The organism is Fictibacillus sp. UD (assembly GCF_043558025.1).
Taxonomy (GTDB): domain Bacteria; phylum Bacillota; class Bacilli; order Bacillales; family Fictibacillaceae; genus Fictibacillus.
This window is the reverse complement of the sequence record NZ_JARUHH010000003.1, coordinates 14,278-40,747: the sequence shown is the minus strand read 5'-3', so window position 1 is coordinate 40,747 and position 26,470 is coordinate 14,278. Positions and strand designations below refer to the sequence as shown.

Genomic DNA, 26,470 nt, shown 5'->3' with positions numbered 1-26,470 from the left:
AGCATGCAGCTCACTAGCCGCATGCTTTTGTCTACTTTTAAAAACCTTTATTCTCTAGAAAATCGACTGAAATATTACATTGTTCAACTAATATATAATTCATGTAGATGTTTTGTTCACATGATGATATATTTAAATTAATTACCTTAATTATCCTATGGGAGAGAAATCATATGAAATCTAAACTGCATAGCTGGATTCAAAAAAACAAACTGGATTTACAATGGTTCAGCAACGTTAGCGGATTTCCCGCTTACCGAGTAGAGAAGCTTTTAAACGACCCCTTCTACAAACCAGATGGTACTACGATGCGAATTGTACTAAGTATTGTTAAAAAGAAAGATGATTCAGCAAAATTGAGTGATTTCTGGGATGTTTAATTTACTCTTTTTCTTTTATCGGTTCGACGGAAACTCTTCCTGAAAAGAACGTTGCTCCTCCGCCCATGTCAGCGATACGATCTGGAGTCAATGAGTTGACCAGATGTTTTGTTTCTTTATCTGCGCCCCAAAGACCTTGCGTTACTGCTACACCTGAAAGGACGTTGTCACCAGCATCTGCTTTAAGTATACATTCTCCGCGTTCGTTCCAAACCCTAACCTGCTCACCATTTTTTATTCCTAATGATTCAGCATCAGAACGATTTAAAACCACAACTGGCTCTTTTTCTAGCTCAACATGTTTGGATTGGTTCGCAAATGTTGAGTTCAAAAAGTTATGGTTTGGCCCCGCTATAAAAAGGAGGGGGTGTTCGGAATCCTTTGGCAAAGGTATGTAGGTCGGCAAAGGTGGATAACCGTCCTGTTTCATTTTTTCTGAATACAGTTCTATTTTTCCGCTCGGAGTCGGGAGTACGTCAGGAAGTTCCGCTTCTGCTTTTATATATTGATTTTTTGATAAGGTTTCATAGTTTATTTTCGATATAAAAGGATTTAACGGATTAGTGAGTGCTTGATCAATTAACTCCTCGTCCGTCTCTATAAAAGCTATATCGTCAAAATTCATAGCTTTCGCTAAAAGCCTGAACACATCTGTGTTTGATTTAGCTTCCTCATAGGGCTCTATCACTGGCTGCTGAAGCTGAATGTAGTGATGCCAATATGATGTATAAAAATCTGTATTTTCAAAGGAAGACGTGGCAGGCAAAACAATATCTGCATACCTCGCTGTTTCTGTTAAAAACAAATCATGTACAACCGTAAACAAGTCTTCTCGTTTTAATCCTTTTCGAACTTTATTGCCAGCAGGTGCAACTACAGCTGGATTACTTCCATAAACATAAAGAGATTTAACTGGTGGATCAAGCGTAAGTAAGGTATCTCCCAGCACATTCATATTAATTTTCCGCGTTTCCTTATTTTTCAGGAAGTCCGGGCGCTGCAGGGAATCCGTATTGTGGGCCAAGTAAGCGGAATTTCCTTTAATAGCACCTCCCCCTTTTACTTGCCATTGTCCGGTTAAAGCTGGAAGACAGGAGATTGTTCTAACAAACATTCCTCCATTGTCGTGGTGCTGCGGTCCGTTACCAATACGAATTAAGCTAGGTGAAGTCATTCCGTACATTCTTGCGAGTTGCACAATATCCTCTTCTGGTATGCCGGTAATGGCAGCTACAGACGTGGGATCATACTGTTTTACATGCTCACGAAGCTCCTCATGACCCACAGTGAATTGCTCAAGAAATGAGGCGTTCACCATGTTTTCACCAAATAAAATATGCATCATTCCTAAAGCAAGAGCGGTATCCGTCCCAGGCAGGATCGGAATGAACCAATCTGCCAATCTAGCAGTTTGATTTTTATGAACATCAATTACAATGATCTTAGCTCCATTTTGCTTCCTGGCCTTTTGAGCGAGAGCGATTTGATGCATGTTCGTGCTCACCGCATTAATTCCCCAAAATATAAATAACTTGGTATGAATAGTGTCCTCAGGATCAATTCCATAGCTGCCGCCCATTGTATATTTATAGCCAACAGCACCTGCAGAATTGCAGATACTCCTATCAAGCTGAGAGGCTCCCAAACGGTTAAAAAAGCGTCGATCCATACCTTCCGCACTAAGGTTCCCCATATTTCCGTAAAAACTGTATGGAAGGATGCTTTCTGCACTGTCACTTTTCAGAAGTTCTTTCCAGCGAGTAGTAATCGTATCAATCGCTTCATCCCAGCTTATTCGAACAAACTCTCCATCACCTTTTGCGCCAACACGTTTCATAGGATATTTGAGTCGTTTTTCATCATAGATTCGTTCAGTCATATTACGAACTTTATTGCAAATATATCCTTTCGTCACAGGGTGGTTTAGGTCACCCTCGATCTTCGTAATTTTACCGTTCTTTTTATGCAGAAGCAGCCCGCATTGGTCGGGGCAGTCTAGTGAACAAACGGAAGGAAAAATACCATCAGGGCGATCAATAAAATTGGTCAAATTTTTGTTCTCCTTTCCTATCGTGTAGTGTCCTCATTCAAAGTGGCTGTTATAAATTGTCTGTCAGTTAATATATTATCTAACTTTATTTTATCATAGCGTTAGATAGAGATAAGCTCACCTGTATAGGTTAAGAATTAAAAACCATGTAAAAAAACGACCATTTCTGGTCGTTTCCTATTACTATCAATGTTTTTTATAACTTTATTGTGTGGAACCACTTTGCTCTGCTGGTTTTTTTGCGGGAGCAAACCATCCGATAAGTGCAATCGCAATCAATACTCCATAGAAAATGATCGTCCAAACGGTACTGTGAGGAAAATGATGATCTAAAACTCCTATATCTTTGTGTGCAAGTGTAATTACAGCAAGCTTGACACCAACCCAAGCAACAATGGCATACGCAGTTGTTTCTAATGCAGGACGTTTATCAAGCAGCTGTACAAACCAGGTTGCAGCAAATTTAATTAAAATAAGACCCGCAATTCCTCCTAAAAGGACAACGATAAACTGTCCTCCATCCATGCCTCCGAAGTCATCTAGAGGTGAATCTGGAAGACCTAAGGCAAGAGCAACGGCTGCCAAAATCGAATCAATCGCAAAAGCAAGATCAGCTATAGCAATTTTTCCTACCGTTGGCCAAAAACTTTTGCCAGCAGACTCCTCTTCCACTTCTTCTTGAATGTTCTCATTTTCTTTTCCAAATTTCGCTTTAATAACATGCTTTAACCCTAAGTATAGAAGATAGGCTGCACCAATCGCTTGAATCTGCCAAACGTTTGCAATAAATGAGATTGCAAAAAGCGCACCAAATCTAAATACAAATGCCATTATGATTCCATAATTGATTGCTCTTTTTTTCTGTTCTTCAGGTAAATGTTTTGCAATAACAGCTAGTACGAGCGCATTGTCAGCTGATAACAAACCTTCCAACCCGATTAAAATTAACAATGCCCAAGCATACTCTAGCCATATAGACTCCATCTACATCTCTCCCTTATTTAGTACTGCTAAACGATAAGTAATAGCTATAGAATTCCCCGTTTAGCCACAAGGTACTCCTAATAATAACGGTTTATCCTTATCTCAAAACGATTCCTATACTTGTGCCAGACTCATCAATACATTAACTATACAACAAACACTGTAACAATGAATGTTACAGCGTTCCCTTGATTAATCCTTTATAAGTGAAACACGGAAAGGGTGAAGGTTCCCCGTCATGATTTCACCTCTGATTGCTGGGTCGTTCTCCATTATTCTTAGCGCTTCTTCTTCATTCGTATCTTGAAGGATGACTATACCAAATGATGCATCTAGACATGGACCGGCTAGTACTAATTTCCCCTCTTCTAAAAGGTTTTGGAGGTATTCAAAATGGGATTGCAAAGTTTTCTGTTCGGCATCCGTTTGATTCTCCATAAAATGAGCCCTTACCGGTTTAATTTGATATAAGAATTCTGTAGTTTCTATACAATATCTCCCCTTTATAGAGATTGAGATTCTATAAATGATGGAAATATCCTTTTTGTTGTTTTTATCTTCTTTTTTTGCTTGTTTCCGATTTTAAATGAGCAGGCTTTGCGCTTTTTGGTGCAGCTAAACGTTTATCAGACGTTCTTGCTTTCTCGGAATCCTCTTTTATAATAACTTGTCCTTGTTCAAGAAATTGCTTTTGAAGAGGTACATTCATCTTAGCTGTCCATTTTTTTACGGAAGTTAATTCAGTTTTTGTTACAAGAGATACAACCGTTCCTTCTTTACCCATGCGGCCTGTTCTTCCGGAGCGATGAACATATTGTTTAACATCTTCTGGCATTTCAAAATGAACAACATGTGTAACATCTGGTATATCCAGTCCGCGCGTAGCCACATCCGTCGTTAAAAGAACAGGAATTTTTCCATTTTTAAAGTCATTTAATACTTTTTGTCTTTCTTGTTTTGTTGAATTTCCTGCTAAAACACCCAGTTTAATTTTTTTATACTCAAGCTTAGTAGCAAATTCATCCATCTTCATGGAACTATTGATAAATACCATCGCTTTAATACCTGGCGTATGACGTATTAGCTTTCGCAAGTTATCAACTTTGTCACGGTAATCAGATACCATGAATGTATGCGTAACTTCACTCTTTACTGCTTCTTTTTCAACTTTAACAACAACAGGATCTACCGCTAATTTTCTTGACCAGTCTTCTGTCTTATTATTAATAGTAGCTGACACAAAAACAAGCTGGCGGTCTTTTAATGTTGCAGCGATTACTTGTTCGACATCTCCATTGAAACCTGCTTCGATGATATGATCTGCCTCATCAATCACTATCGTTTTCACTTCATGTACTTTTAGTTTTTTGTTTTGGATCAATTCTTTGACACGGCCAGGTGTACCGACGATATATTGCGGCTTCTTTTTCAGTTTATCTAACTGGCGCTGCATGTTGGCTCCACCAATAAGAGAAGCACCGCTAAAACCGCTGTTTTCTGTGAACTTTTGACAAACCTCATAAATCTGCATCGCTAGTTCTCGTGTGGGTGCCAAAAAGAGAACTTGAGCATTTTTTACTTCTGGGTTTAATTTCGCAAGAGCAGGCAAAGCATAGGCAAGTGTCTTACCAGTACCTGTTGGTGATTCAATGATCAAGTCCTTATTTTCTAATTGATCTGGTATTGATCGTTCTTGAATATCTGTTAATGCTGAAAAGCCGCTCTTGTTCCAAGCGTTTTGTATGAATTCCGGAAAATTATGTAGCGATTGTGTCATTTTTTATACCCCTTAAAATAGTCATTCATTTCGTTCATAGACGTTATTAATTGTTCTAGTACAAGTGAAATTCGTTCAGGCTCTTCTTCTTGTGCTGGCTTCTGTAATTGAATGGAGATCGTATCGCGAAATACATGTCTCGGCTCTCCATATATATAGGTAAGCTTTTGCTGAATGTCACCTTTTAAATCACCGTTTCCCCATTTTTTTAAAATAGACTGAATCTGCTTGCAGTCTGTTTCAATTTCGTATACGGGTGTTTCAATACATACTGAGAGCTTGCTGCCCGCTGCGTCAGGATTGTCGTTCAGCTTCTCCATCGCCAAATCTTCGAGAGTTGACGTTAATCTAATATTTCCTCTCATTAACTCTCCGATCGTTGAAACCACAAAATCAACAGAATAGTTCCTCTCCATGATTGCATGGTCCAATAAATCTTTACGGTTAACTATTTCAATTTCTCCTGAAAAATCAAGGTCATAAATTGCTCCTTCGAGCACAACCTTTAGATTATCATAAACGGATGGATGATACATCTTGTTCTCTCCCTATTTTTGAAAACGATATTTAATTACGGTACGTGAAATTTTTTTATGATTGCTGCTCAGACATTTGATCTTTCAGCTGGTTCAAAACATAGAGAACAGATTTTACCATTTCCGTTATGCGTTTATCTTTCATTTTCTTTTGAAAGACATAGACTCCTAAATAGCCGATATTTTCTGCGGCTGTCTTGATCTGGATCGGATAAAGGTATTTAGGCTTATTCGCGATCACCCAATCCCTTGCAAGAGGTTCCCACTCTTTTACACGAAAGTGTATGCGATCGGCAAATGGTTTAACTTCTGTAAAAAAGTCCGCTTCTGTTTCCCTTGTTTTTGTTTCTGTTTTAAAAATATGAAACGCTTCATCTATATCCGCGATTAGTTCGTTCGTTAATTTATATAAATGGCTCATAAAAAAGTCCCTCCATTCTTTATATCCTACCAAAGAATGAAGAGACTTACACTTTTTGATTTTTTTTTAAGTTGTTTGCTTGTACTAGGTAAATATTGAGAGAGGTTGATTTCCGCTTCAGATGCTCGCTTTCCGCGGGGTGTGCGTTGAGCCTCCTAGCGCTTTGCGCTGTTAGGAGTCTCACCTGTCCCACTCATCCCGCAGGAGTCTCGCATCCTACGCTCCAATCAACTTGTCAATGAAGTAAAATGAAGGAACGTGCAAACTATAAAATATTTTTCAAAATTTATTTACAGAGTAAACAAGCTCACGAACCAGTTCTTTTTTGGCTTTTCTTTTACGTATAACCGCTCTTCTGGAAAATCATTTTTCAACAGGGCTACTTCCAGATCTTGAAGACGTGCTTCCATGTTCTCCATCTTTTTGATAAGCTCTTCCAACTCTGAAGCATGCTGCAGCATCTGATAAGATACAACTGCATCTGCTTTCTCTTCGACTTTTTTCTCTAAAGCTTCTATGGCAGCATTCAAGCGGTTGAACTTCTCTTCAAATTGGGTTGGCAGCTCAAATGATTGTTCTGTTGTTTGGATCGTTTGGATTTGAATGTCACTCATCAAAAGTCCGTTGTCTAGCTGCGTTTTAATTTCTTTTAACTGATCAATGTCTTCTTGTCTGAATAAATAGTGTCCGTGCTCATTTTTGTCACATTGAATGTTAAAATGCCTAACCCAGCGTTGTACTGTTGTCGGATTCACCCCAAGCTCCTCAGAGACAGTTTTGGTTTTCATCAACACCATTTCCATCATGAATCCCTCCCCGTTTTCTTATGCTAACTCATTTCGAGCCGTATCCTTCCTTCCCCTTCACACCTGACAAAACTAGTTTTCATTCGGCAAAGAAAGTGGAATACCACGTAATCATTACAAATTCGACACTCAATTTGTTGATTGTTTGTATATTCAGTCGCAACAACTCCAAAACTAAGGACAGTTCAGGTGATACAAAAAGGAGGTGCCAACATGAACCAAGAAAGCAAACAGCAGCAACAGCAGCATCAGTATACGAATCAAGATGAAACGGGTACTCAGAAAAAGAATCAAAAAGAAAACACAGGCTATGGTGATAAAAAGCTTAACGGCCCAGATATTCCAAGCACGTAAATAGTTAAAAGACGGCTCTTTGTTGGCCGTCTTTTTTATGCATGCTGAATCCATTCTTTTAAAAGAATCCCTATTTTCAATTGTCTTTGCTTTTGTCTATACCAGTCAGTCAGACAAATCTTGTGTAGCGGTTTAACTGCTCCATAAAATTTTTCGGTATTCATGTTTTTTTTGTACCAGTCGACTCTGTTTGATGAATGATGCTTTATGACCGGAAATGCCACGCGTAAAAAAGGCGTTTCTCTTTTTTTCTTCGGGTATATATACCTCTCAAAATCATGTCTGGATCCTGTATGTGTTACTTTGTTCGAGAAGGACAAGATCTCTTCGCTCCATTTCGACTCAAAGAGGATGGTATATAAAGTTTTGCCTGTTTCAATTCGGTTGCTTGTTTTTTTAAAACCATGTATAGAAATTCCGATTACATCTCCTGACTCTACAGGAAAAAGCACTGTGCTAAAATGCATATAGTCTTGTAAAAGAAACGGAACACTCGAAAATATTCTTCTTTTATAAAAACCATCTTTAATCACAGGCTTTTCAATTACATGCTGTTCGTTGATTATTAATGACGTACATAATCGCTTTAGATCTCTCTCTCTCCAAAATCGCTTCCATTCTACCTCCATGAATCTTGAAACGCCCAAACATTTTAACAAGTGAAAAAAAGGTATTCCTTGTTGTTTCGAATATTCGTATAGCAAAAGCTGAGGAAACGCATCTTGAAAGATAAGCCAGTTCGCCCGCTCGTACGTTAAAAATAAATGCTTCCTTGTGTCAGCAGATAGCATTCTTGGCAGCCAGTCCCCTTTAAGATCACACATACTATACCCCGCGTTTCTTGAAACAAGGCTCCCGAGCATCGCCCATCGGATCTCAGGGTTTCTTTTATAAAATGAGGCATAACTTACGGTACGTGAAATATTATCACGATTTTGTGAATTCGTTTCACTTAGTATGTTGTGAACAATCTCCTCAATAGCCCTCTCCACGCTGTTCCTCCATGCATTTTGTCCTATTTTCTATCGTTTGCTTTCATGCTATAAAATATTTGTGTCACATAAGAAAAAAGAGTAAACTAATGGTTATGAAAGATGCATTTGGAAAAAGGAGGCATAAACATTTTGGAGAAAAAAGTAATTATATACACACAAGAAACATGCCCTCCATGTTTTGCAGAAAAAGAGTGGCTAAAAGCAAATGACATTCCTTTTGAAGAACGAGATATACGTAGAACCCCTGCGCATATGCAAGAAGTGATCGATCTGGGTGCTTCTGCTACACCTGTGACCGTTATTGAAACGACTGAAGGCAAAGAGGTCGTTATGGGCTTTCAAGAAGATGAACTTTCCCGACTATTAAAAAAGTAAACATCTAACGGCTATGTGTATCTTTTTCTTAATGCGCATAGCCATCTTTCGTTGTAAAGGAGATGAATCATGGGTACTTTCCATTATCCGAACGGTAAGAAAGTGACTTCTATCGTGAAAAAACAATCCTCATCTTCTATGAAAAAAGAGATTTCTTACAGCAATAGAGGAATGTCGTTAGAAGATGATATCAATCAAAGCAACGAGTATTATCTTCTAACCAATCAAGCGATCATCCATAAGAAACCTACTCCGGTTCAGATCGTAAATGTAGAATATCCAAAACGATCTGCCGCCGTCATCCGTGAAGCGTACTTCAAACTGGCTTCCACGACCGACTATAATGGGGTGTATAAAGGAAGATACATTGACTTTGAAGCAAAGGAGACGAAGAATAAAACGAGCTTTCCTCTAAAGAACTTTCATGAACACCAGCTCACCCATATGCAGCACATCTTGGATCATGGAGGCATCTCGTTTGTTATTCTCCGTTTCTCATCAACAGATGAGAGCTATTTATTCGACAGCTCTCACTTGATTCATTTTTGGAAAGAACAAAGTTTGGGAAGAAAATCCATTCCGAAGGGTGAAATTGAAGAAAAAGGACATTCTATTACTATCGGGTATCAGCCTCGGCTTAATTACTTACACGTAGTAGATTCAGTCTATTTTTAATCATCACCTTCATTGTTCATAAATTGTCAAAAGCCGTCGAATAATTGAACATGTTCATTTTTTTATGAAGTTGAAAGGTTGGTAAAGCTATGTCAAAAGATTACCGAAGCCGTATGGAACGCAGACAATCAAGTGATGGTTCCAAACCGGCAAATAAAACGAAAACCAAAAAACCTAGAGGTGGGCGCAACTGGAAGAAGACCCTCCTGTTGCTTGCTGTTATTCTAGGAATCCTAGGACTATTAACTGTAGGTGTGATTGCAGCAACATCACCAAAACTAGATCCAAAAGAACTTGAAACACCAGTATCCTCTAAAATAATGGATATGAATGATAAAGAAGTTTCCCTTGTGGCAGGGGATGAAAAACGAATTCGTGTAAAGATCAATGAGATCCCAGAACCTGTACAAAACGCATTCATCGCAACAGAAGACGTTCGATTCCGACAGCATAGCGGTATTGATGTACGCCGTATCGCGGGTGCCGCGTTCGCTAACGTACGAGAAGGATTTGGAGCAGAGGGTGCGAGTACGATCTCTCAGCAGGTTATTAAAAACACCGTATTAACGAATGAAAAATCACTTACTCGTAAAATTCGTGAAGCGTATCTTTCTGTTCAATTGGAACAAAAGTACTCAAAAGATCAAATCTTAGAAATGTATTTAAATAAAATCTACTTTGGTAACGGAGCTTATGGAATTGCAACTGCTGCGAAAGTTTACTTCGACAAAGATGTTTCAGAACTCGAAGTACAAGAAGCAGCACTTTTAGCTGGGCTTCCTAAAGCACCGAGTTATTATGATCCTACGAGAAATCCGAAAGAATCAGAACACCGACGCAATGTTGTGTTGAATCTGATGGCTCAGCATAAATTCATATCAAAAGAAGAAGCTGAAAAAGCAAAGAGCATCCCTGTGAAAGACATGATTGAAAAAGGTGATGTAAAAACAGAAACACGCCCTTATGATGCTTATATCAAACAAGTGATGGATGATATTAAAGATATTGAGGGCATTGAAGAAGCGGATCTTTATTCTTCAGGATTAAAAATTTATACAAACCTTGATACGAAAGCACAACAAGCTACAGAAGATGTACTAAGAGCGAAATTAGAAGGCCGAAATGAGCTTCTTCAATCAGGAGTTGCATTAGTTGATACGAAGACAGGCGCGATTCGAGCAGTCGGAAGCGGTCGCGGAGGCAAATTAAGCAACTATTACTCTTCAAAGATTAACCGTCAGCCAGGTTCAACGATCAAACCGATCTTAGATTATGGTCCTGCGATCGAGAACAAAAAATGGAACACGGGATATATCTTAAAAGATGAACCAGTAGAACTAAAAGACATTACAATTAATAACTTTAACGATAAAAACGTTGGAGACATCTCGATGCGTCAAGCACTTGTTGAATCCAAGAACACAACAGCTGTTCGTGCGTTCCAAGAAGTGGGACCTGAAGAAGCAACTGATTTTGCAAACAAACTAGGATTTGATTTGGATCCAGATACAACCTACCCATCTTATGCGATTGGTGGTTTTGAAGGTGGTATCTCTCCTCTTACTCTTGCTGGAGCGTACACGTCGTTCGGTAACGGAGGAGTATATTCAAAGCCTACAACCATTCGTAAAGTTGAATTTCCTGACGGCCGTGTGGTTGAGGTAGATCCAGAGCCTAAAGCGGCAATGAAAGATTATACCGCTTATATGATTACAGATATGCTTAAAGATGTAATGGATCGCGGGACTGGCCGTGAAGCGAATGTTAATGGATTAAATCTAGCTGGTAAAACTGGAACAACGAACTTCTCAAAAGATGATCGTGACAAATATGGTTTGCCTAGCAAAGCAACAAAAGATGCATGGATGGCCGGTTATACACCAACATATACAGCAGCCGTTTGGACGGGGTATGAAAAAATTGGAGAAGGCCTCTATCTAAACGACAATGAAGCGGATTATTCTAAACAGATTTTCCGTGATATCATGAGCCAGCTTGATCATAAGAACACCGACTTTAAGAAACCGAAATCTGTAACTGAAGTTGCGATGGAAAAAGGAACAGGCAAACGCGCAAGTGAGTTCACACCTGATTCTGAAAAAATTATCGAACTGTTCGTCAAAGGCACTGATCTTCCTGGCGTAAGTGATAAGTTTGAAAAGCCATCAACAATTAAAGGTTTAGAAGCGAAGTTCAATGAGAACAAAAATGAGATTGAAGTGAAATGGAAGTATGAAAAGAAAAAAGGTGTAACATTTAAAGTTCTCGCGAGCTATAACGACGGACCGATGCAGGAACGTGCTACGATCAACGATACGAAATTTGTTGTTCCATCACCTGCTCCTGGTAAATATTCGTTCCAAGTAATAGCGGTTGACAGCGAAAACAACACTCAAAGTGAACCTGCGGAAACATCTATCACGATTGAAGCACCTGAAGGAGAAGGTCCTCCTCCAGGCGAGGGTGAGCCTGGCACTCCTCCAGGGCAAGAACCTGGTACAGAGCCTCCTAGTGAAGGTGAACCTGGTACAGAGCCTCCTAGTGAGGGTGAACCTGGCACTCCTCCAGGACAAGAGCCTGGAACCGAGCCTCCTAGTGAAGGTGAACCTGGTACTCCGCCTGGTCAAGATGGAGATAGAGAAGAAAATGGTGGAAACGGAGGAGGACTCCTCCCTCCATTCAACCAATAAACAAAAAAAAGATCCGTCAGCATTATGCTGGCGGATTTTTTGTTTGCCAAAGTTTAAAGGCTTTTTTAAACGGTGCTGCTAATCGTTTTCTCGAATTTTTAAAGTGGGAAAAAACGAGAAGCTTAGCTGTTTGAGTTGTGTTAATAATGTAAACAGTACTCACTTAATGTTATAACGGTCAACTAAATAATTCCAAAATACAGGATATCCGAATGAAAGATTCCAAAAACTTACTCCTGCAAATCCGTACTGATCTACAACATCAAACTTTGCTTTCATACTCCTGAGATCCTCAAACCAAACGACATGCTCTTTTTTGTCTTTGTCCCAATATCGATAAAAAGGTGCTTCATCTTTTCGGCTGTACTTGATTGCAGCTTGCCTTTTTCCAGCTAGCTGTGTGGCTTGAACAGGATTTAGAGCTTTCGCAAACTCACCCCCTGGTTTATAAGGAAGTTTCCAGTCATAACCGTATAGATTGATTCCCATCAAAATTTTCTTTGGATCGATCTCACTAACCGCATAGTCTAGCACTTTTTTTACAGAAGGAAGTGGACTTACAGCCATCGGCGGACCGCCGCTATATCCCCATTCGTAAGTCATAAGAATCACGTAATCCACAATCTCCCCGTGTGCTTTATAATCATGTGATTCGTACCATTCTCCTTGCTGAGTGGCAGAAATTTTCGGCGCGACCGCAGTCATCACGATATAGTTTTCTTTGTGCATCCTCTCTGTCAGTGTTCTTAAAAATTGATTATAAGCTTCTTTATTCTGCTTTCCGAGAAACTCAAAGTCAACGGAAATTCCCTGGTACCCTTTTTGTTTCATGATACGAAGGGACTCGTCTATTACTTTGTTCGTAATTTCTTTATTCGTCAAAATTGCCGTTCCAACTTCTTCACTGAACTCACCGTCTTTAATGTTTGTGATTGCCATGATTGGTCGAACATTTTTATTCTTTGCTTCTTTTAAGAAATCTGTGTCATTTAGTGGTTTAAACACACCTTTTTCATTCACTTCATAACTAAACATCGTAATATAACTTAATCCTTTTGCAGCTGCAGTAAAGTTTTCTTTTGCTTTTGGAACAGGCTCTGCAAACGCGTTCGTTATGATCGTCTTCTTACTTCTCTGTGGAACATTCAATTGGGTTCCAGCTTGTAAAGTCTCGTCTGTTTCACCTGGATTCGCCTGCTGAAGCTGTGCGACGGATACTCCGATTCTTTTACCGATCTCTTCTAAAGAATCACCTGGCTGTACGGTGTACGTAAATGGTGTTGGAATAAAAAGTGTTTGACCCACAGTAAGAACATCTTTCTCTGTAAGTCTATTTACCGCGGCCAGCTCTTGCCAAGGCAATTTATAGTATTGTGAAAGCTTCCAAAGAGAATCCCCTCTTTTCACCACATGAATCTGCATGATACCCCTCCTAAAAAACGTCTCATGTCATCATCATATGTCCAAGAGCCTTGTCCTTATGTACTTCGTCTAAAAAGTATGACACTTTTCTTTTCCCATTCTGAAAATAACTCACTAAGCTGGATAAAAGATTGGTAATGATCTGGCTGCTCATCGATAAAAATAAGTCGATCTATCGCATTGACCGGTAGATGCTTAAATCCCTTCAAATGATCTTTCCAGTTCTTCAATTCTTGCTCCGTTGCCCTTTGACCGTTAACGACATATAAAACATATAAAAAACGGTTTAAGAAATATACCATTGGTTCTCTTGCTCGTTTTCTGTCGCGATCTTTAAAGTAACGAGCGATTTCCTCTGAGTTCTCTTTCCATTCTAAAAATATCTTTTCTGGATTTTCATTTTGAGTCATTTTAACCCCTCCATGTTTATCTGCAAACTAAAAAGAGTTTATCTATCCCTTATCTAAACGTATTGTAACTCTTTAAAAGAGCGTATTCCAAGTTGATTGTCCATCCATTTCGTCTGCTTACATAAAAAGACTCAAAAAGACATTATGTCATTTTTGAGTCAGTTTTTTCTTCTCTTTTTGGTTCATCCGCTTCTTGCCTTCACGACATATTGAAAGTAGCGGACATTCCGGACAGTTCGGGTTTTGGGCTTTGCAATGGTATCTGCCAAAGAAAATTAACCGGTGATGAGTGGCACCCCAAAGGGCTTTTGGAATCTTCTTCATAAGTGTTTCTTCGACCTGGAGTACAGAATCTTTCCATTTGCAGATTCCAAGCCTTTTTGATACACGCTCAACATGAGTATCAACAGCAATTGCAGGTACGCCGTATGCTACAGATACAACAACGTTTGCCGTTTTTCTTCCTACACCAGGAAGTTTCGTCAGTTCATCACGATCTTTCGGGATTTCACCGCCGTATTCAGTTAAAACAAGTTCGCTCAGTTTTTGAATGTTCTTCGCTTTATTTCGATATAGTCCGATCGACCGGATATCATCTTGCAGCTCTTCTATAGATACGTTTAGATAATCCTGTGGTGTTTGATATTTTGCAAATAGATTCGGCGTTACTTTATTTACAAGTGCATCTGTACATTGAGCAGACAGAAGTACAGCGATTGTTAACTCGAACGGATTTGAGTGATTCAGCTCACAGTGAGCATCTGGAAACATGTCCTCTATCTGTTCTAAACAAAATTGAATCTGTGCTTTGTTTAACACGAAGCTTTTCCTCCTATTATAAAAAGAAAGACCTAAAAGGCCTTTTCATGTTTTAAGATTCCAGCCAGTTGTATGCAGGTCTTTTTAGTCCAGAGTCTTTTCGAGGCTGATCCTGTTGGCCAGATCTTTGCAGCTGTCTGACTCTGAACTTTTCACCGTACATTTTTGCAGCTTCTGGACTTTTTATTCCGTTTTTCTTCCACTCGAACAAAATACGGTCGATATATCTGAAGTTTAATTTTCCTGATAGAACGGACTCTTTCAGTGCTGAAAGAATCAATTGTGGCGATTGCTGATCTTCATCCATCCAAATCTTCAGGGTTTCAAGCTCCATAGGAGATAATGGACGTCCAAATTCTTTTTCAAATAGTACAAAAACATTCTGTTCTTGGTTTTCCTTATGAACCTCTTTTTGGAGCTGCTCTTCTTCTTTTAAGCTTTGAAGAAGTCTGTTCCATAAGGGCTGTAGGGTGTAGGCTTCAAAATAGACCCCTTTTTCTTTATCTTCGTATTGATCCATACCGAGAACGCCTCTTCCGATCAACGAACGCAGCATTGAAGACACATCGTTACTGGATGCTGACATTCGTTCAGACAGCTCGTCTGGCGTCGGAAAATAGTTTCCTGATTCTATAAAAACATGAAGCTGTATAAACAACATGCATTCGTTATCAGATAAACCGATCTGTTTGTATGTTTTTAACAGCATGTTAGGAATACTGATCGACCCTTCAGCCATCCATCGTTCAAATAATGTACCGTTCATTTTTAAAACACCTCTATTTCTATTATAGCATATAAAACTAGCTTTTTTTATTTTGACTATACTGGTGAATGTTGAGAAAAAGTAGGTAGGAAGTTCACAAGCAGGCTCTAGTTTTTTCGAAATTTGCAGAACGGCCTTTATGGTGTACAAATCCATTAAGGGTCTAAATAGAAATAACATTTTCACCTTCTAAAATACTGCTGAAAAAAATAAAAAAATCTCCCATGACCTGGGAGATTTCTTAAATTAACTTAAGGGTATAAACGGTTGAGCAGACGCGGGAATGGAATCGTTTCACGAACGTGCTCCGCTCCTGAGATCCAAGCTACCGTACGCTCTAATCCAAGACCGAATCCTGAATGAGGAACGCTTCCGTATTTTCTAAGTTCTAGATACCATTTGTATGCATCGTCAGTTAATCCGTGCTCTTCATAACGCTGTTCCATAAGTGCAAGGTCATCAATACGCTGACTTCCACCGATGATTTCTCCGTACCCTTCAGGAGCGATCAGATCTGCACACAATACAACATCGTCACGGTTCGGATCTGGCTTCATGTAGAACGCTTTAATGTCTTTTGGATAGTTCGTGATGAATACCGGCTTGTCGAAGCTCTCAGCGATCGCTGTTTCGTGAGGCGCACCGAAGTCGTCTCCCCACTCAATATCATCAAAGCCTTTTTCCTTTAACATCTTAATTGCGTCGTCATATGAAACACGAGGGAAAGGAGCTTTAACGTTTTCTAGTTTAGAGATATCGCGTCCAAGTGTCTTCAGTTCGTTTTCACAGCGTTTGATCACTGATTGAACGATATGTGAGATGAACTGTTCTTGAATCTCAAGAGATTCTTCGTGTTCAACGAAAGCCATCTCAGGCTCGATCATCCAGAACTCGATCAAGTGACGGCGAGTTTTTGATTTCTCTGCACGGAATGTCGGACCGAATGAATATACTTTTCCAAGTGCCATGGCTGCTGCTTCCATGTAGAGTTGTCCACTTTGTGAAAGATAAGCATCTTCTTCAAAGTATTTTGTGTGGAACAGTGATGTTGTTCCTTCAGCAGAGCTTCCAGTTAAAATCGGAGGATCTACTTTTACAAAGTCATTGTTGTAGAAGAACTCGTTCACCGCGTGGATGATCTCGTTACGGATCTTTAAGATTGCGTGCTGACGCTTAGAACGGATCCAAAGATGACGGTGGTCCATCAAAAATTCTGTTCCGTGTTCTTTCGGTGTGATCGGATAGTCAACAGCTTGATGAAGCACTTCAACATCTGTTACTTCAAGTTCCACACCAAGTGCAGATCGCTCGTCCTCTTTAACGGTTCCTGTAACGTAAAGGCTAGATTCTTGAGTAAGTCCTTTTGCTTTTGCAAAGATCTCTTCACCAACTTCACTCTTTACGACAACACCTTGAACAAATCCGGATCCATCGCGGAGCTGTAAGAAGGCGATCTTACCAGAAGAACGCTTATTTGAGAGCCACGCTCCGATCGTTACGGTTTTGCCCACATGTTCACTAAGCTTTTTTATAGTCGTTTTCACTACATGTACCTCCACTGTACTAAATATCAATATCTACCAAAAAATTATGAATGAGAACTTTCTAAAAATCAATCATTACTTGCGCTTTGAGTTGATAAAACGCTCGATTCGGTCTAACGCTTCCATGATCGTTTCAAGACTTGTCGCATATGAAAGTCTCACGTTGTCAGGAGCACCAAATCCTGATCCAGGAACGAGGGCCACTTTTTCTTCTTCTAAAAGAGCTTCTACCCATTCATCCACTGAAGAGAAACCTGTCATTTTGACCGCTTCTGTTGCATTTGGGAACAGATAGAATGCACCGTTCGGTTTTACACACGTGATCCCAGGAATGGTGATCAAACGGTCGTACACTTTGTTCATACGCTCTTCAAAAGCTTGACGCATTTCTTCAACAGGTTCTTGAGTGCCGTTATAAGCAGCAAGTGCACCATGTTGAGACGTTGTCGTCGGGTTCGATGTGCTATGACTGTCTAAGTTCGTCATTGCTTTAATGATTTTGGAATCCCCTGCAGCAAAACCGATTCTCCATCCTGTCATCGCATGGGATTTAGATAGACCGTTGATGATGATGGTTTGTTTTTTCAGTTCAGGTGAGAGCTCTGCGATTGATGTATGCTTCACTCCGCCGTATACGAGTTTTTCATAGATTTCATCAGAAACGATCAAGATATCGTTCTCTAGACACACTTGACCGATCTCACGCAGCTCTTCCGCTGAATAAAGAGATCCTGTCGGGTTGCTTGGAGAGTTTAGTACTAATGCTTTTGTTTGTTTTGTGATCACTTTTTTCAAATCTTCTGACGTGATCTTAAACTGGTTCTCTTCTTTTCCTTCAAGATAAACAGGTGTCCCGTCAGCCAACTTCACTTGTTCAGGGTAGCTCACCCAATAAGGAATCGGGATGATCACCTCGTCACCTTCATCTAAAATGGCTTGGAATAAAGAGTACAACGAATGTTTTGCTCCTGTACTTACGATGATCTCAGAAGGCTCATACGTTAATCCCTGATCTTGTTTTAGTTTGTTTGCGATTGCTTTCTTCAGAGAAAGAAGTCCGCCAGAAGCGGTATATTTCGTGTGCCCTTCTTTCATAGACTCATATGCAGCTTCAATAATATGTATTGGTGTATTAAAGTCGGGTTCACCTGCCCCAAGTGCGATTACATCGTGCCCTTCTGATTTTAATTGGTTTGCCTTTGCTGTAATTGCCAGAGTTGTTGAAGGAGTTAATGCCTCCACACGTTTTGCAAGTTTCATACTACTAAATCCCTCCACTTTTTATTATTGCTCAGCTTCTTTAAGACGATAGATTTCGTAACGTTTACCCGTTTCAAAATATCCATAATAATAGGTGTAGCGACCTTGATCATCATAATAAACAACTTCCCACAATGGAATACCATCTTCCATACCTAAACGGCTGTCGATAATTTCCTTTGCATCATAGTTTGTTTTTACAAAATCAAGAATTTGTTTCTCTGATAACCCTTTTTTTGCGATCTCGGAAGTAACTTCTTTATCTTTTCCGACCCAAACGACCATATCTGTGCCGTTTTCGTTCTTGCCTTCTACTACATAATAAGTTTCATTCTTAAAAAAGTGTTCCACATTTGTAATCGAGACAAGATTTTTCTCTCTTTTTGCGATATCAACAGCTTCTGCTTCTTTCTTTGCAGGCTTGGCTTGCACGCCATTATAAAGATAATAGGCTTGCCAGCTTGCTAAGAGAAGGATTCCAATAATAACAAGTATCCACTTTTTTCCCATATTTAAGCCTTCCTATGTGCGATAGATCGTAAAAATCATCTTATTTTTATTTTCGTCATCTAACGCGAGACCAAACATTAAATCTTGGTGCTTTAATGTTTTGTTCAGTTCAGATACTACTTTGTACAAATCACTGGACTTGTCTACTTTTAGCGTCGAAAGAACTTCAATTTTACTTTCCACGGTTCTTCCTCCTCATACATTACAATCTTATCCCTGTTTACTATAGCAGAAATTCTATGAAAGTGGTACTTTAGAATCCGTGAAACGGACGGAAAATGTCCTTGTTTAAAGCTGTTGTGATAAAGTTGGATGTATTTTCAAATTTCGTTCAAAGTTTTTGAAAAACGTAATATAAATACATACAAAAGATTAAAAAAAGCTAGATTTGTTTTTTAAATTTGGAGGCAGCTTTTTTTGTTCATAAACTCCTCTCTTACGTTATACCCATCTGGGTATATAAGCTATTAATCCAAGATATTACATAATTAATTCTAGAAATATCGAACTTAATTCAGCGAGATTTAACAATAATCCTGCGAGTTTTGCTCATATATCGGCGAGTTGGTAAATTTCGACAAAGTCCAAAATGAATATACCCCTACACCTGAAACAAAAACAAACATATTCAATTGTCTAAGCTCTAAACACGATCAAACCGACCAGATTTTTGTCTGATCGGTTTGAAGGGAAATTACATGATTCAATTAATCTATTTTTACGTTTACAGGGGTTATATCCAAAGATACATTTATAAAAGAATAATCATCTTTCTGCCCGTCAGTGTACCCCCAATAGCCCTCTGTTTCAACCGTTTTTCTAAAATTCAACTCAAATCCTTTACCGTTATTAAAACTGTAGCTTTTTACACTCTCTGCTCCAGCATTATCTACTAAATTGTAAGAGATGAATTTGTTTAACACGCCGTGAGCACTCAAGACACCTGAATGAGGCGGTACTTTATGATCATAATACTCATATCCTGTTGTGCTGTCTTTGCTATCGTTAATTGATATTTTCTTTGTTGCAAGATCGAGCTCATCGCCTTGATTGATCCACGATAGCTTAATATTCTTAAACTGACTCTGACCAAGATCTGGACTTTTTACCTGTTTGGATAGATCAACTAAAGTTACCCCACCCCTGCCTACAACTTCTGCTTTTTTCTCTTCGTTGTATACGACTAGAGCTGTATCCTCATCAATGCCATATGAAAGTTTACCAGGATCGCCTTTTTCATCAGAGACCGCAATTAATCGGCCAAGACGCGCTTTGTTATCAAAGTGCTGATCCACAATGCCATACTCAAAGAAACCAAGCCCTCGTTCCAAGTATCCAGGTCCGCCTTCTTGCTGCAGCATGCCGTCATACGTTTCTGTAAAACCAGATGCAAGGGTATCGTAACTTCCACCTCCGGCAATCATAACATCACTCATGATTGCAGCTCCGGCACTCGTGCCGCCAAGGACAGCTCCATTTCTATACGTTTCCCAAATGGCATTCAATGCTTTAGAATTTGTTCCGTCACCGTTCAATAAAGAAGCTGTAATTTTGGTTTGATCTCCACCTACAAACCATACTGCATCTAAATCCTCTACTTTTTTAGCAAGTTCTTCGTTATTTTTATTTAACTCTGCCCACTTTGACTCATCTTCTGGTGTTTTTTTGTCATTTGTTATGGAGAGCGGTAGGATCTCTATCTGTTCTGCACGCATTCCATAGCGAACGAGATCTTCTTTGAAGTTTCTTGAAGATGCTAAGCTTGAACTTGCGGCAGGAATGATTCCAACTCTTGAATCCTCTTTTTGTTTCGCAAGATCGATAAATTTCTCATAAACATCAGCGTTTGTACTGCCTAAAGATCCACCAGCAATCAAAAGTTTTCCTTTGACAGGCTGTGAACGATCAATGACGGGTGCTGTAAACTCTGAAGGCTTGTATGCTGAGAATGCATCCTTATTTTCTTTAAAACTCACCTTTTTAGGTTCTACATCAAATGCGACGTTTGTAAACGAATAATCGTCTTTTTGTCCGTCTTTATAGCCCCAATAGCCCTTTGAATTCTCTGTTTTTCTAAACACAAGCTGAAAACCATCACCAGCAGAATCATATAAATAACTCTTTACAGCATTCGTTGTTGCATTATCGACCAATGAATAAGCAATGTATTCTTTTAACCTGCCGTAAGAAGTAAACACTCCTGTTGCGTCGAGGGGTTTAAATTCGTAATATTCATATCCGTTCGTTACATCTTTATGATCACTAACAATAAATTCTTTTGTTGATACATTTAGTTGATCACCTGAAACGAGATGGCTGATGTAAACGTCTTTGAAATGAGCTTTTTTTGAATCGATAACTTTAGCCTTACTTACATCTATTACCGATACCCCGCTTTTTCCGACAACCTTCACTGTTTTTTCTTTGTTGTTTACAACAAGTGCGGTATCTTCATCCACGCCATAAGCATACTGACCTGTTGCTTTTTCTTTTAGGGCTGTCATCACTAAACGGCCAAGGCGAGCGCGTTCATCAAAGTGCTGATCAACGATACCGTACTTAAAGAACCCTAGACCTTTTTCAAGATAAACTGGTTCGTATTCTTGGCTAGAACCTGCCTTATCTTTCGTAACAAACTCATTGTTTAAAGCACCTAAGCTGTCACCACCTGTAATCATCACATCGCTCATTATGGCTGCCCCTGCACTCGTACCTCCGATAACACCTCCTTCACGATACACCTTCCATATAGCTTCTAACGCTTTCGTTTGATCTCCATTCGGTTTTACTAAAGTATCCGTGATCCGCAGCTGATCACCTCCAACAAACCAGATTGCGCTTAAGTCTTCAATTTCGTCTGCTATACGGTCACTATTGGCGTTCTTCCTCCACTTGGATTCATCTTCTGGTGTACCGCTAAAATCACGATTAGCAAGAGGTACGATCTCAATCTGTTCTTCATCCACTCCATACAAAATCAAATCTTTTTTGAAACTTAATGATGATTTCAGAGAGCTGCTCGCTGCTGGTATAATACCAACCTTGGCATCTTTCTTACCGCCAGCCAGTTGAATAAACTCTTTATAAACTTCTTTGTTGCTGCTCCCTAAAGCTCCCCCTGCAATTACTAAATTTCCTTGAATGTCATCCCTTTTTTTCGCAAAGCTTACAGAAGATGTAGATAAGGTTAAACCTAGTGCAAGAGATAGTGTTGCAGCCATCCATTTTTTGTTCAAAATTGCATCTCTCCTTCATTATTTTAGATAGCCCTTTTTTAAATTAGGTTAAAATGGAAGCTACCTATTATTAGAAAATTCTAATATATACATGCAAGTTGTGTGCCAAAACAGCAAGAGCTTGTCCCATAACAATCAAAAGAAATTACACCCTGATTTGGTCATGATTAGGTTTTAATAAAAAATCCAAAACACAACCAAATATACTGTTTTTGATGCCGTTCTTATTGACATCGTTCTTATATTCTTAGATCGTTTTATCCTCAAAAAAAGGTGCATTTCCATTGTGGAAATGCACCCGATCGTTAAAAAGTAAAATTCATATTGAATGTATTAAAAAGAAATCCTCTAATTCTCAATCACAATTTCTCCTTCACCTTTTGGAGTTTCGAAGCCTTTAAGGTAGGAAATTAAAGTCTCTTCTGTAATCGGGAAAGAATTCGCATCAAATCGTTGACTTCTTATCTTAAGTCGCTCACGTAAGTTATCAGGGTGTACGTTCAAATAAACAAGCTTCCATTTACCGCCGGCTTTTTCAATCATTTGTTTATAGAGGTTTCTCCTATCACGATCCCAAAAACTGAAGTCAATCACCACGTGTTGTTTTTCATGAATGAGTTCTATTAATCGGTTTCGCAATTTTCTTTCTGCATCCTTCTTAAAGTCCTCGATCTTTTCAAGTGGGAAATCAATACCATAGCGACCATTCGTTGCCCATATCTCTTCATCAATCGAAAGACGTACAAAACCTTCTTTTTCAAGCTGTTGTGCGAATGTTGTTTTTCCAGAACCAGCCACTCCACACATCATTACGACTAAAGGGGTTAGATTATCACGTTCACGATATATCAGATCAAAGTTAAACTTTTCAAACATATAGATACCCCCTGATAGGTATAAACATATACAATCCCTGCTGCATCTGACTGTGGAATATAACCCACAGAGATCTCTGTCTGAAATCGTTTTACATATCTTTTCCTATTACCGATTTATTTTAGGTTAAACATCCCTTTTCCACTATCCATATCTATTGGCAATGATGAATGTTCGTGTGTTATATACCAAGAGTCATTTACTTTTTTTAAGCCAAATGTAAAACGGTTTGTTATTTGACGAAGTTTCTCTCCCGATTTTTCACTGTAAGCAGCGAATGTGACAGCACAATAAACAAAAGCAACATTAGTATTTTCCTCAATAGTTAAATCCTTAAAATCTACTTTTAGTAAATCTTTGTCTTCACTAAATCCATTAAACCACTTCATTACATTTTCTCTCCATAAAGAAATACCCTTACACTCCCAGTTACCCCAGCAATCATATATATGTACATCAGAAGCATAGATAGATAGAAATTTTTCAACATCTTTTTCATAAACGGCACTTCTGTAATTTTCAAGTACATCCCGAACTGTACTAATACAAATCTTCATAAAGTCATCTCCTTTATAAAAAGTTAAGTTCGTTTATTATTTCCATATTCAAACCTTTTTTCCTTCTTCAACTCTGCTACGAATAAGAGTATAAAAAATCTTATGGAATCAACAAAACAGCCATCTAATTCAAAAGGAAATTAGGTGGCTGTTTGCATTACTATTTTCTATTTTGTAATCTTAACAAGCGTTCAAGAACCGATTTATTCCATCCATTCATCTAATTCTGAAACGAGTTCATCGATTGGCTTAATCGAAACCGGAAGCTTTGGCAGTGATTGAACAAACGACTTTCCATATCTCGTCTCAATCATTCTTCGATCAAAAACGAAAACGGCTCCTTTATCACGGCTGCTTCTAACTAATCGGCCAAAGCCTTGCTTGAACCGGATGATCGCCTGTGGAAGCGATAAATCGTAGAAGGGATTACCGCCTTCTGCTTTTAGCTTCTCACTTTTTGCGGCCATCACGGGCTGATCCGGCGGAGTAAACGGCAGTCTGATGATTACGAGACAGGATAAATCATCACCTGGGATGTCGATTCCTTCCCAAAAACTGTTCGTACCAAACAGAATGCTGTTATCAAAACGCTGGAAGTTCTTCGTGAGACGAGCCCGGCTTCCAGAGTCAACGCCTTGTGCGATCAGAACGAACTCTTCAGAAACCATCATGTTCTTAAATGCTGCATGCGTCTCTTTTAACATCTCATAAGAAGTAAAAAGTACGAGCATACGACCCTTTGTCACTTTTGCGATCTCATAGAGAGATGATGAGATCTTAGAAACAAACGTTTTTTGATCAACTTCATTTATGAGCGGAATGTCTGTTGGCACCATCAGTTTAGCTTGTTGTTCATACTGAAAAGGTGAAGGCAGCTGAGCGCTTATTGGACCAAAATCAAGAAGTCCGAGCCTTTCAGACAAATAGCGAAAACTGTTCTTCACACTCATGGTTGCAGAAGTCAGTACAACTGAACTTTTCTTGCCAAAGAATTTATCAGCTAAGATCTGGTCGATCTCTACTGGTTTTGCAAAAAGGGTGACTGCATGTCTCGGTCCTTTAGATTCAGCTTCCATCCAATACACTTCTTCTGAAAGCGGACACGACAAAAGGTGGTGCAGGTTCGTCATCTCGTCTTGCAGGTCGTTAAGTATACCTTCAAGATCCACTAAAAACCCTTTTTGTTGCACTGTTAAATGGTCTTCGTATTGATCAAGACTTTTTAATACTCGTTTTACCGGCTTTACAAGATCCGCAATAAACTGACGAGCTCTCTCTTCCATCTCTAAAACAGGTTCCCAGACCGCTGTTTCAATATCTTCTTTTGTATATCGAAGAGTAAGTCTCGTTAACTCTGTAGCTCGAGAAGATTTCGCTTTTCTTAAGCAAATGGATTTGATCTGCTTAAAGATTTCGTCCAGTTCATTTTTCACGTCTGAAAACAGAGTATCCCAGTTCGCAAGGTGATGCTCATACTTTGGAATTTCAAGCAAGTCACAGATCTCTCTGAACGTGTTCATCATTCCGTCCCCATCCGTTTGTGAAAGTCTGTCAAGCAGCTTAACGAATGAAAAATAATCCGTTTCCTTCCCAAAATGATCACTTACGACTTCTTCAACGTGATGTGCTTCATCTAACACTACTTCTTTATAAGCGGGCAGCAGCTGATTATCCGATTTTAAATCAGTAAACAGCAAAGCATGGTTCGTAATCACAAGATCTGATTCATGAGCCGCTCTGCGCTGCTTATGATAATAACATCTTGAGAACCAAGGACATCGGTGGTTCAAGCACGAATTGGCATCACTTTTGACCGTGTTCCAAAACAGCTTGCCTCCAGATGCCATCGACAGCTCTTCAACATCACCTGTTTCAGTTTCAGTAAGCCAGATGATCAACTGTGCTTTTGTAAAGTTCATATCATAGTTATCATCATGGTTGTCCATTAAGGTATGTTCAAATTTTCTTAAACAAAGATAATGGTTCCTTCCCTTAAGAAGTGTTGCTGTAAAATCAAATGGCATGATCCTTTTTAAAAGCGGAACATCTCGCTCTAAAAGCTGCTGCTGCAGCTGAACAGTATGTGTGGAAACGACAAGCGGGCGGTCTTTTTCCTTAGCATAACGGATACCTGGAATAAGATAGCCTAATGATTTACCAACACCCGTTCCTGCTTCAATGACAAGATGCTGACTCGTATGAAGCGCTTCGTCGACTAGTTCAACCATTCTTTGCTGACTTTTCCGAACTTCATAATGCTGCATATGCTGCTGAAGCTGATCCTGCACTTCCTCGTCTTTAAACTCTTTAAAATCGCCATCTACCAATTGAACGGCATCTGGTTTTCTCTTTAATGCAAGTTTTCGGTAGAAATCATATGTCTCTTCATCTGCTAAAAAAGCGGACTTTTCAGCAATCATATCTCCAACAATGCTTTCTAAAGAACTTTGCAGCTTCTTTAAAAAGGGATTGAGCCGCTCGAGCGTTGCTAAAGGCAAGTTTTCAAGCTTTTCTAAAAGATGAATGAGAAGTCTTGCCGTCACCTCTGCATCACTGTCTGCTTGGTGAGGGTTAACATGTTCTAACCCGAGATAGTCAGCAAGCATGCCGAGCTGATAACCGTCTGCTCCTAACAGAAGGAGCCTCGACATCTCGACTGTGTCGATCAGCGGCATGGATAATCTGGAATAACCAGAACGGTCTAGCTCACCTTGCAGAAATGAATAATCAAACATAACATTATGAGCAACAAAATAAGCTCCTTCTAACATCTGAAGGAGCTTTGGTGCCACTTCTTCAAACAACGGGGCATCTTTTACCATTTCGTCGTTGATGCCCGTCAATTGTTCAATAAATGGGGGGATGGGAACTCCTGGCTGGATGAACGTCGAAAATCTGTCCGTTATCTGCCCTTCCTCAACGGCGACCGCACCAATTTGGATAATTCGGTCTCCTTTTGCTGCTGAATTTCCTGTTGTTTCAAAATCGATAACGACATATCGCCGTGTCATAGCCTTTCACCTCATT

General features: G+C 39.4%; 25 protein-coding genes. 5 read left to right on the top strand and 20 right to left on the bottom strand.

The features are described from left to right. Window positions 1-173: 173 nt before the first annotated feature. Window positions 174-380, top strand: coding sequence for a hypothetical protein (locus tag P8610_RS06515; protein WP_394603647.1), 207 nt, complete (start codon window positions 174-176; stop codon window positions 378-380). A gap of 1 nt (window position 381) precedes the next feature. Here the strand turns inward: P8610_RS06515 and P8610_RS06510 are convergent, their stop codons facing one another. From P8610_RS06510 to racA, 7 genes are all read right to left on the bottom strand, one after another. Beyond that, window positions 382-2,430, bottom strand: a complete 2,049-nt coding sequence (locus P8610_RS06510) for a molybdopterin-containing oxidoreductase family protein (RefSeq protein WP_394603646.1) — start codon at window positions 2,428-2,430, stop codon at window positions 382-384. A gap of 204 nt (window positions 2,431-2,634) precedes the next feature. After that, complete coding sequence (locus P8610_RS06505; RefSeq protein WP_289495362.1) at window positions 2,635-3,414, bottom strand: TerC family protein; 780 nt, start codon at window positions 3,412-3,414, stop codon at window positions 2,635-2,637. A 192-nt stretch (window positions 3,415-3,606) separates the two neighbouring features. Continuing rightward, on the bottom strand, window positions 3,607-3,852 hold the full coding sequence (locus P8610_RS06500) for a YciI family protein (RefSeq protein WP_394603645.1): 246 nt from the start codon (window positions 3,850-3,852) through the stop codon (window positions 3,607-3,609). A 115-nt stretch (window positions 3,853-3,967) separates the two neighbouring features. Then, on the bottom strand, window positions 3,968-5,191 hold the full coding sequence (locus tag P8610_RS06495; RefSeq protein WP_394603644.1) for a DEAD/DEAH box helicase: 1,224 nt from the start codon (window positions 5,189-5,191) through the stop codon (window positions 3,968-3,970). Continuing rightward, the gene (locus P8610_RS06490; RefSeq protein ID WP_394603642.1) at window positions 5,188-5,727 is read right to left on the bottom strand and encodes a hypothetical protein; all 540 of its coding nucleotides are present in this window, start codon (window positions 5,725-5,727) and stop codon (window positions 5,188-5,190) included. Before P8610_RS06490 ends, P8610_RS06495 begins: the two co-directional genes overlap by 4 nt. Before the next feature lie 55 nt (window positions 5,728-5,782). Further along, window positions 5,783-6,148: a YppE family protein gene (locus tag P8610_RS06485; protein WP_394603641.1), complete on the bottom strand. Its 366-nt coding sequence runs from the start codon at window positions 6,146-6,148 to the stop codon at window positions 5,783-5,785. Window positions 6,149-6,438: 290 nt separating this feature from the next. After that, window positions 6,439-6,951 carry a chromosome-anchoring protein RacA gene (gene racA / locus P8610_RS06480; RefSeq protein ID WP_394603640.1) on the bottom strand — a complete coding sequence of 171 codons (513 nt, stop codon included), beginning with the start codon at window positions 6,949-6,951 and terminating at the stop codon, window positions 6,439-6,441. Between the two features lie 216 nt (window positions 6,952-7,167). Here racA and P8610_RS06475 point away from each other — a divergent pair, with 216 nt between their 5' ends. Further along, complete coding sequence (locus P8610_RS06475; RefSeq protein ID WP_394603639.1) at window positions 7,168-7,308, top strand: hypothetical protein; 141 nt, start codon at window positions 7,168-7,170, stop codon at window positions 7,306-7,308. Window positions 7,309-7,343: 35 nt separating this feature from the next. Here P8610_RS06475 and P8610_RS06470 read toward each other — a convergent pair whose 3' ends face one another. Further along, window positions 7,344-8,300, bottom strand: coding sequence for a DUF2515 family protein (locus P8610_RS06470; protein ID WP_394603638.1), 957 nt, complete (start codon window positions 8,298-8,300; stop codon window positions 7,344-7,346). Between the two features lie 132 nt (window positions 8,301-8,432). Between P8610_RS06470 and P8610_RS06465 the strand changes: the two genes are divergently transcribed. From P8610_RS06465 to P8610_RS06455, 3 genes are all read left to right on the top strand, one after another. Continuing rightward, window positions 8,433-8,678: a glutaredoxin family protein gene (locus P8610_RS06465; RefSeq protein WP_394603636.1), complete on the top strand. Its 246-nt coding sequence runs from the start codon at window positions 8,433-8,435 to the stop codon at window positions 8,676-8,678. 69 nt (window positions 8,679-8,747) lie between these two features. Next, entirely contained in the window at window positions 8,748-9,353 is a 606-nt protein-coding gene (recU, locus tag P8610_RS06460) for a Holliday junction resolvase RecU (RefSeq protein ID WP_289495352.1), read from the top strand. Window positions 9,354-9,442: 89 nt separating this feature from the next. Beyond that, window positions 9,443-12,043 (top strand): transglycosylase domain-containing protein, encoded by a 2,601-nt coding sequence (locus P8610_RS06455; protein WP_394603634.1) that lies wholly within the window; start codon window positions 9,443-9,445, stop codon window positions 12,041-12,043. 159 nt (window positions 12,044-12,202) lie between these two features. Here the strand turns inward: P8610_RS06455 and P8610_RS06450 are convergent, their stop codons facing one another. The 12 genes from P8610_RS06450 to dinG form a co-directional block, all read right to left on the bottom strand. Beyond that, window positions 12,203-13,465 carry a glycosyl hydrolase family 18 protein gene (locus P8610_RS06450; RefSeq protein ID WP_394603633.1) on the bottom strand — a complete coding sequence of 421 codons (1,263 nt, stop codon included), beginning with the start codon at window positions 13,463-13,465 and terminating at the stop codon, window positions 12,203-12,205. Window positions 13,466-13,521: 56 nt separating this feature from the next. Beyond that, entirely contained in the window at window positions 13,522-13,875 is a 354-nt protein-coding gene (locus P8610_RS06445) for a YpoC family protein (RefSeq protein WP_394603632.1), read from the bottom strand. Window positions 13,876-14,022: 147 nt separating this feature from the next. Beyond that, window positions 14,023-14,694 (bottom strand): endonuclease III, encoded by a 672-nt coding sequence (gene nth / locus P8610_RS06440; RefSeq protein WP_394603631.1) that lies wholly within the window; start codon window positions 14,692-14,694, stop codon window positions 14,023-14,025. A 52-nt stretch (window positions 14,695-14,746) separates the two neighbouring features. Continuing rightward, window positions 14,747-15,460, bottom strand: a complete 714-nt coding sequence (locus tag P8610_RS06435) for a DnaD domain-containing protein (protein WP_394603630.1) — start codon at window positions 15,458-15,460, stop codon at window positions 14,747-14,749. Between the two features lie 251 nt (window positions 15,461-15,711). Further along, window positions 15,712-17,004 (bottom strand): asparagine--tRNA ligase, encoded by a 1,293-nt coding sequence (gene asnS / locus P8610_RS06430; protein ID WP_394603628.1) that lies wholly within the window; start codon window positions 17,002-17,004, stop codon window positions 15,712-15,714. A 75-nt stretch (window positions 17,005-17,079) separates the two neighbouring features. Beyond that, window positions 17,080-18,264 (bottom strand): pyridoxal phosphate-dependent aminotransferase, encoded by a 1,185-nt coding sequence (locus P8610_RS06425; RefSeq protein ID WP_394603627.1) that lies wholly within the window; start codon window positions 18,262-18,264, stop codon window positions 17,080-17,082. A 24-nt stretch (window positions 18,265-18,288) separates the two neighbouring features. Next, entirely contained in the window at window positions 18,289-18,774 is a 486-nt protein-coding gene (locus P8610_RS06420; RefSeq protein WP_289495344.1) for a DUF5590 domain-containing protein, read from the bottom strand. A gap of 12 nt (window positions 18,775-18,786) precedes the next feature. Further along, on the bottom strand, window positions 18,787-18,957 hold the full coding sequence (locus P8610_RS06415; RefSeq protein ID WP_082820684.1) for a YpmA family protein: 171 nt from the start codon (window positions 18,955-18,957) through the stop codon (window positions 18,787-18,789). A 524-nt stretch (window positions 18,958-19,481) separates the two neighbouring features. After that, entirely contained in the window at window positions 19,482-22,010 is a 2,529-nt protein-coding gene (locus tag P8610_RS06410) for a cyanophycinase (protein ID WP_394603626.1), read from the bottom strand. 348 nt (window positions 22,011-22,358) lie between these two features. Beyond that, entirely contained in the window at window positions 22,359-22,886 is a 528-nt protein-coding gene (locus tag P8610_RS06405; protein WP_394603625.1) for an AAA family ATPase, read from the bottom strand. Window positions 22,887-23,002: 116 nt separating this feature from the next. After that, window positions 23,003-23,443 carry a YybH family protein gene (locus tag P8610_RS06400; RefSeq protein ID WP_394603624.1) on the bottom strand — a complete coding sequence of 147 codons (441 nt, stop codon included), beginning with the start codon at window positions 23,441-23,443 and terminating at the stop codon, window positions 23,003-23,005. Between the two features lie 203 nt (window positions 23,444-23,646). Further along, the gene (gene dinG, locus P8610_RS06395; protein ID WP_394603623.1) at window positions 23,647-26,454 is read right to left on the bottom strand and encodes an ATP-dependent DNA helicase DinG; all 2,808 of its coding nucleotides are present in this window, start codon (window positions 26,452-26,454) and stop codon (window positions 23,647-23,649) included. Window positions 26,455-26,470: the final 16 nt, after the last annotated feature.

Excerpts from the sequence above, each read along its gene's own strand:
- P8610_RS06515 (WP_394603647.1), top strand. The coding sequence starts at position 174 with ATGAAATCTAAACTGCATAGCTGGATTCAAAAAAACAAACTGGATTTA.
- P8610_RS06505 (WP_289495362.1), bottom strand. The coding sequence starts at position 3,414 with ATGGAGTCTATATGGCTAGAGTATGCTTGGGCATTGTTAATTTTAATC.
- P8610_RS06500 (WP_394603645.1), bottom strand. The coding sequence starts at position 3,852 with ATGGAGAATCAAACGGATGCCGAACAGAAAACTTTGCAATCCCATTTT.
- P8610_RS06495 (WP_394603644.1), bottom strand. The coding sequence starts at position 5,191 with ATGACACAATCGCTACATAATTTTCCGGAATTCATACAAAACGCTTGG.
- P8610_RS06490 (WP_394603642.1), bottom strand. The coding sequence starts at position 5,727 with ATGTATCATCCATCCGTTTATGATAATCTAAAGGTTGTGCTCGAAGGA.
- P8610_RS06485 (WP_394603641.1), bottom strand. The coding sequence starts at position 6,148 with ATGAGCCATTTATATAAATTAACGAACGAACTAATCGCGGATATAGAT.
- racA (WP_394603640.1), bottom strand. The coding sequence starts at position 6,951 with ATGGAAATGGTGTTGATGAAAACCAAAACTGTCTCTGAGGAGCTTGGG.
- P8610_RS06475 (WP_394603639.1), top strand. The coding sequence starts at position 7,168 with ATGAACCAAGAAAGCAAACAGCAGCAACAGCAGCATCAGTATACGAAT.
- recU (WP_289495352.1), top strand. The coding sequence starts at position 8,748 with ATGGGTACTTTCCATTATCCGAACGGTAAGAAAGTGACTTCTATCGTG.
- P8610_RS06455 (WP_394603634.1), top strand. The coding sequence starts at position 9,443 with ATGTCAAAAGATTACCGAAGCCGTATGGAACGCAGACAATCAAGTGAT.
- P8610_RS06450 (WP_394603633.1), bottom strand. The coding sequence starts at position 13,465 with ATGCAGATTCATGTGGTGAAAAGAGGGGATTCTCTTTGGAAGCTTTCA.
- P8610_RS06445 (WP_394603632.1), bottom strand. The coding sequence starts at position 13,875 with ATGACTCAAAATGAAAATCCAGAAAAGATATTTTTAGAATGGAAAGAG.
- P8610_RS06435 (WP_394603630.1), bottom strand. The coding sequence starts at position 15,460 with ATGAACGGTACATTATTTGAACGATGGATGGCTGAAGGGTCGATCAGT.
- P8610_RS06425 (WP_394603627.1), bottom strand. The coding sequence starts at position 18,264 with ATGAAACTTGCAAAACGTGTGGAGGCATTAACTCCTTCAACAACTCTG.
- P8610_RS06420 (WP_289495344.1), bottom strand. The coding sequence starts at position 18,774 with ATGGGAAAAAAGTGGATACTTGTTATTATTGGAATCCTTCTCTTAGCA.
- P8610_RS06405 (WP_394603625.1), bottom strand. The coding sequence starts at position 22,886 with ATGTTTGAAAAGTTTAACTTTGATCTGATATATCGTGAACGTGATAAT.
- P8610_RS06400 (WP_394603624.1), bottom strand. The coding sequence starts at position 23,443 with ATGAAGATTTGTATTAGTACAGTTCGGGATGTACTTGAAAATTACAGA.
- dinG (WP_394603623.1), bottom strand. The coding sequence starts at position 26,454 with ATGACACGGCGATATGTCGTTATCGATTTTGAAACAACAGGAAATTCA.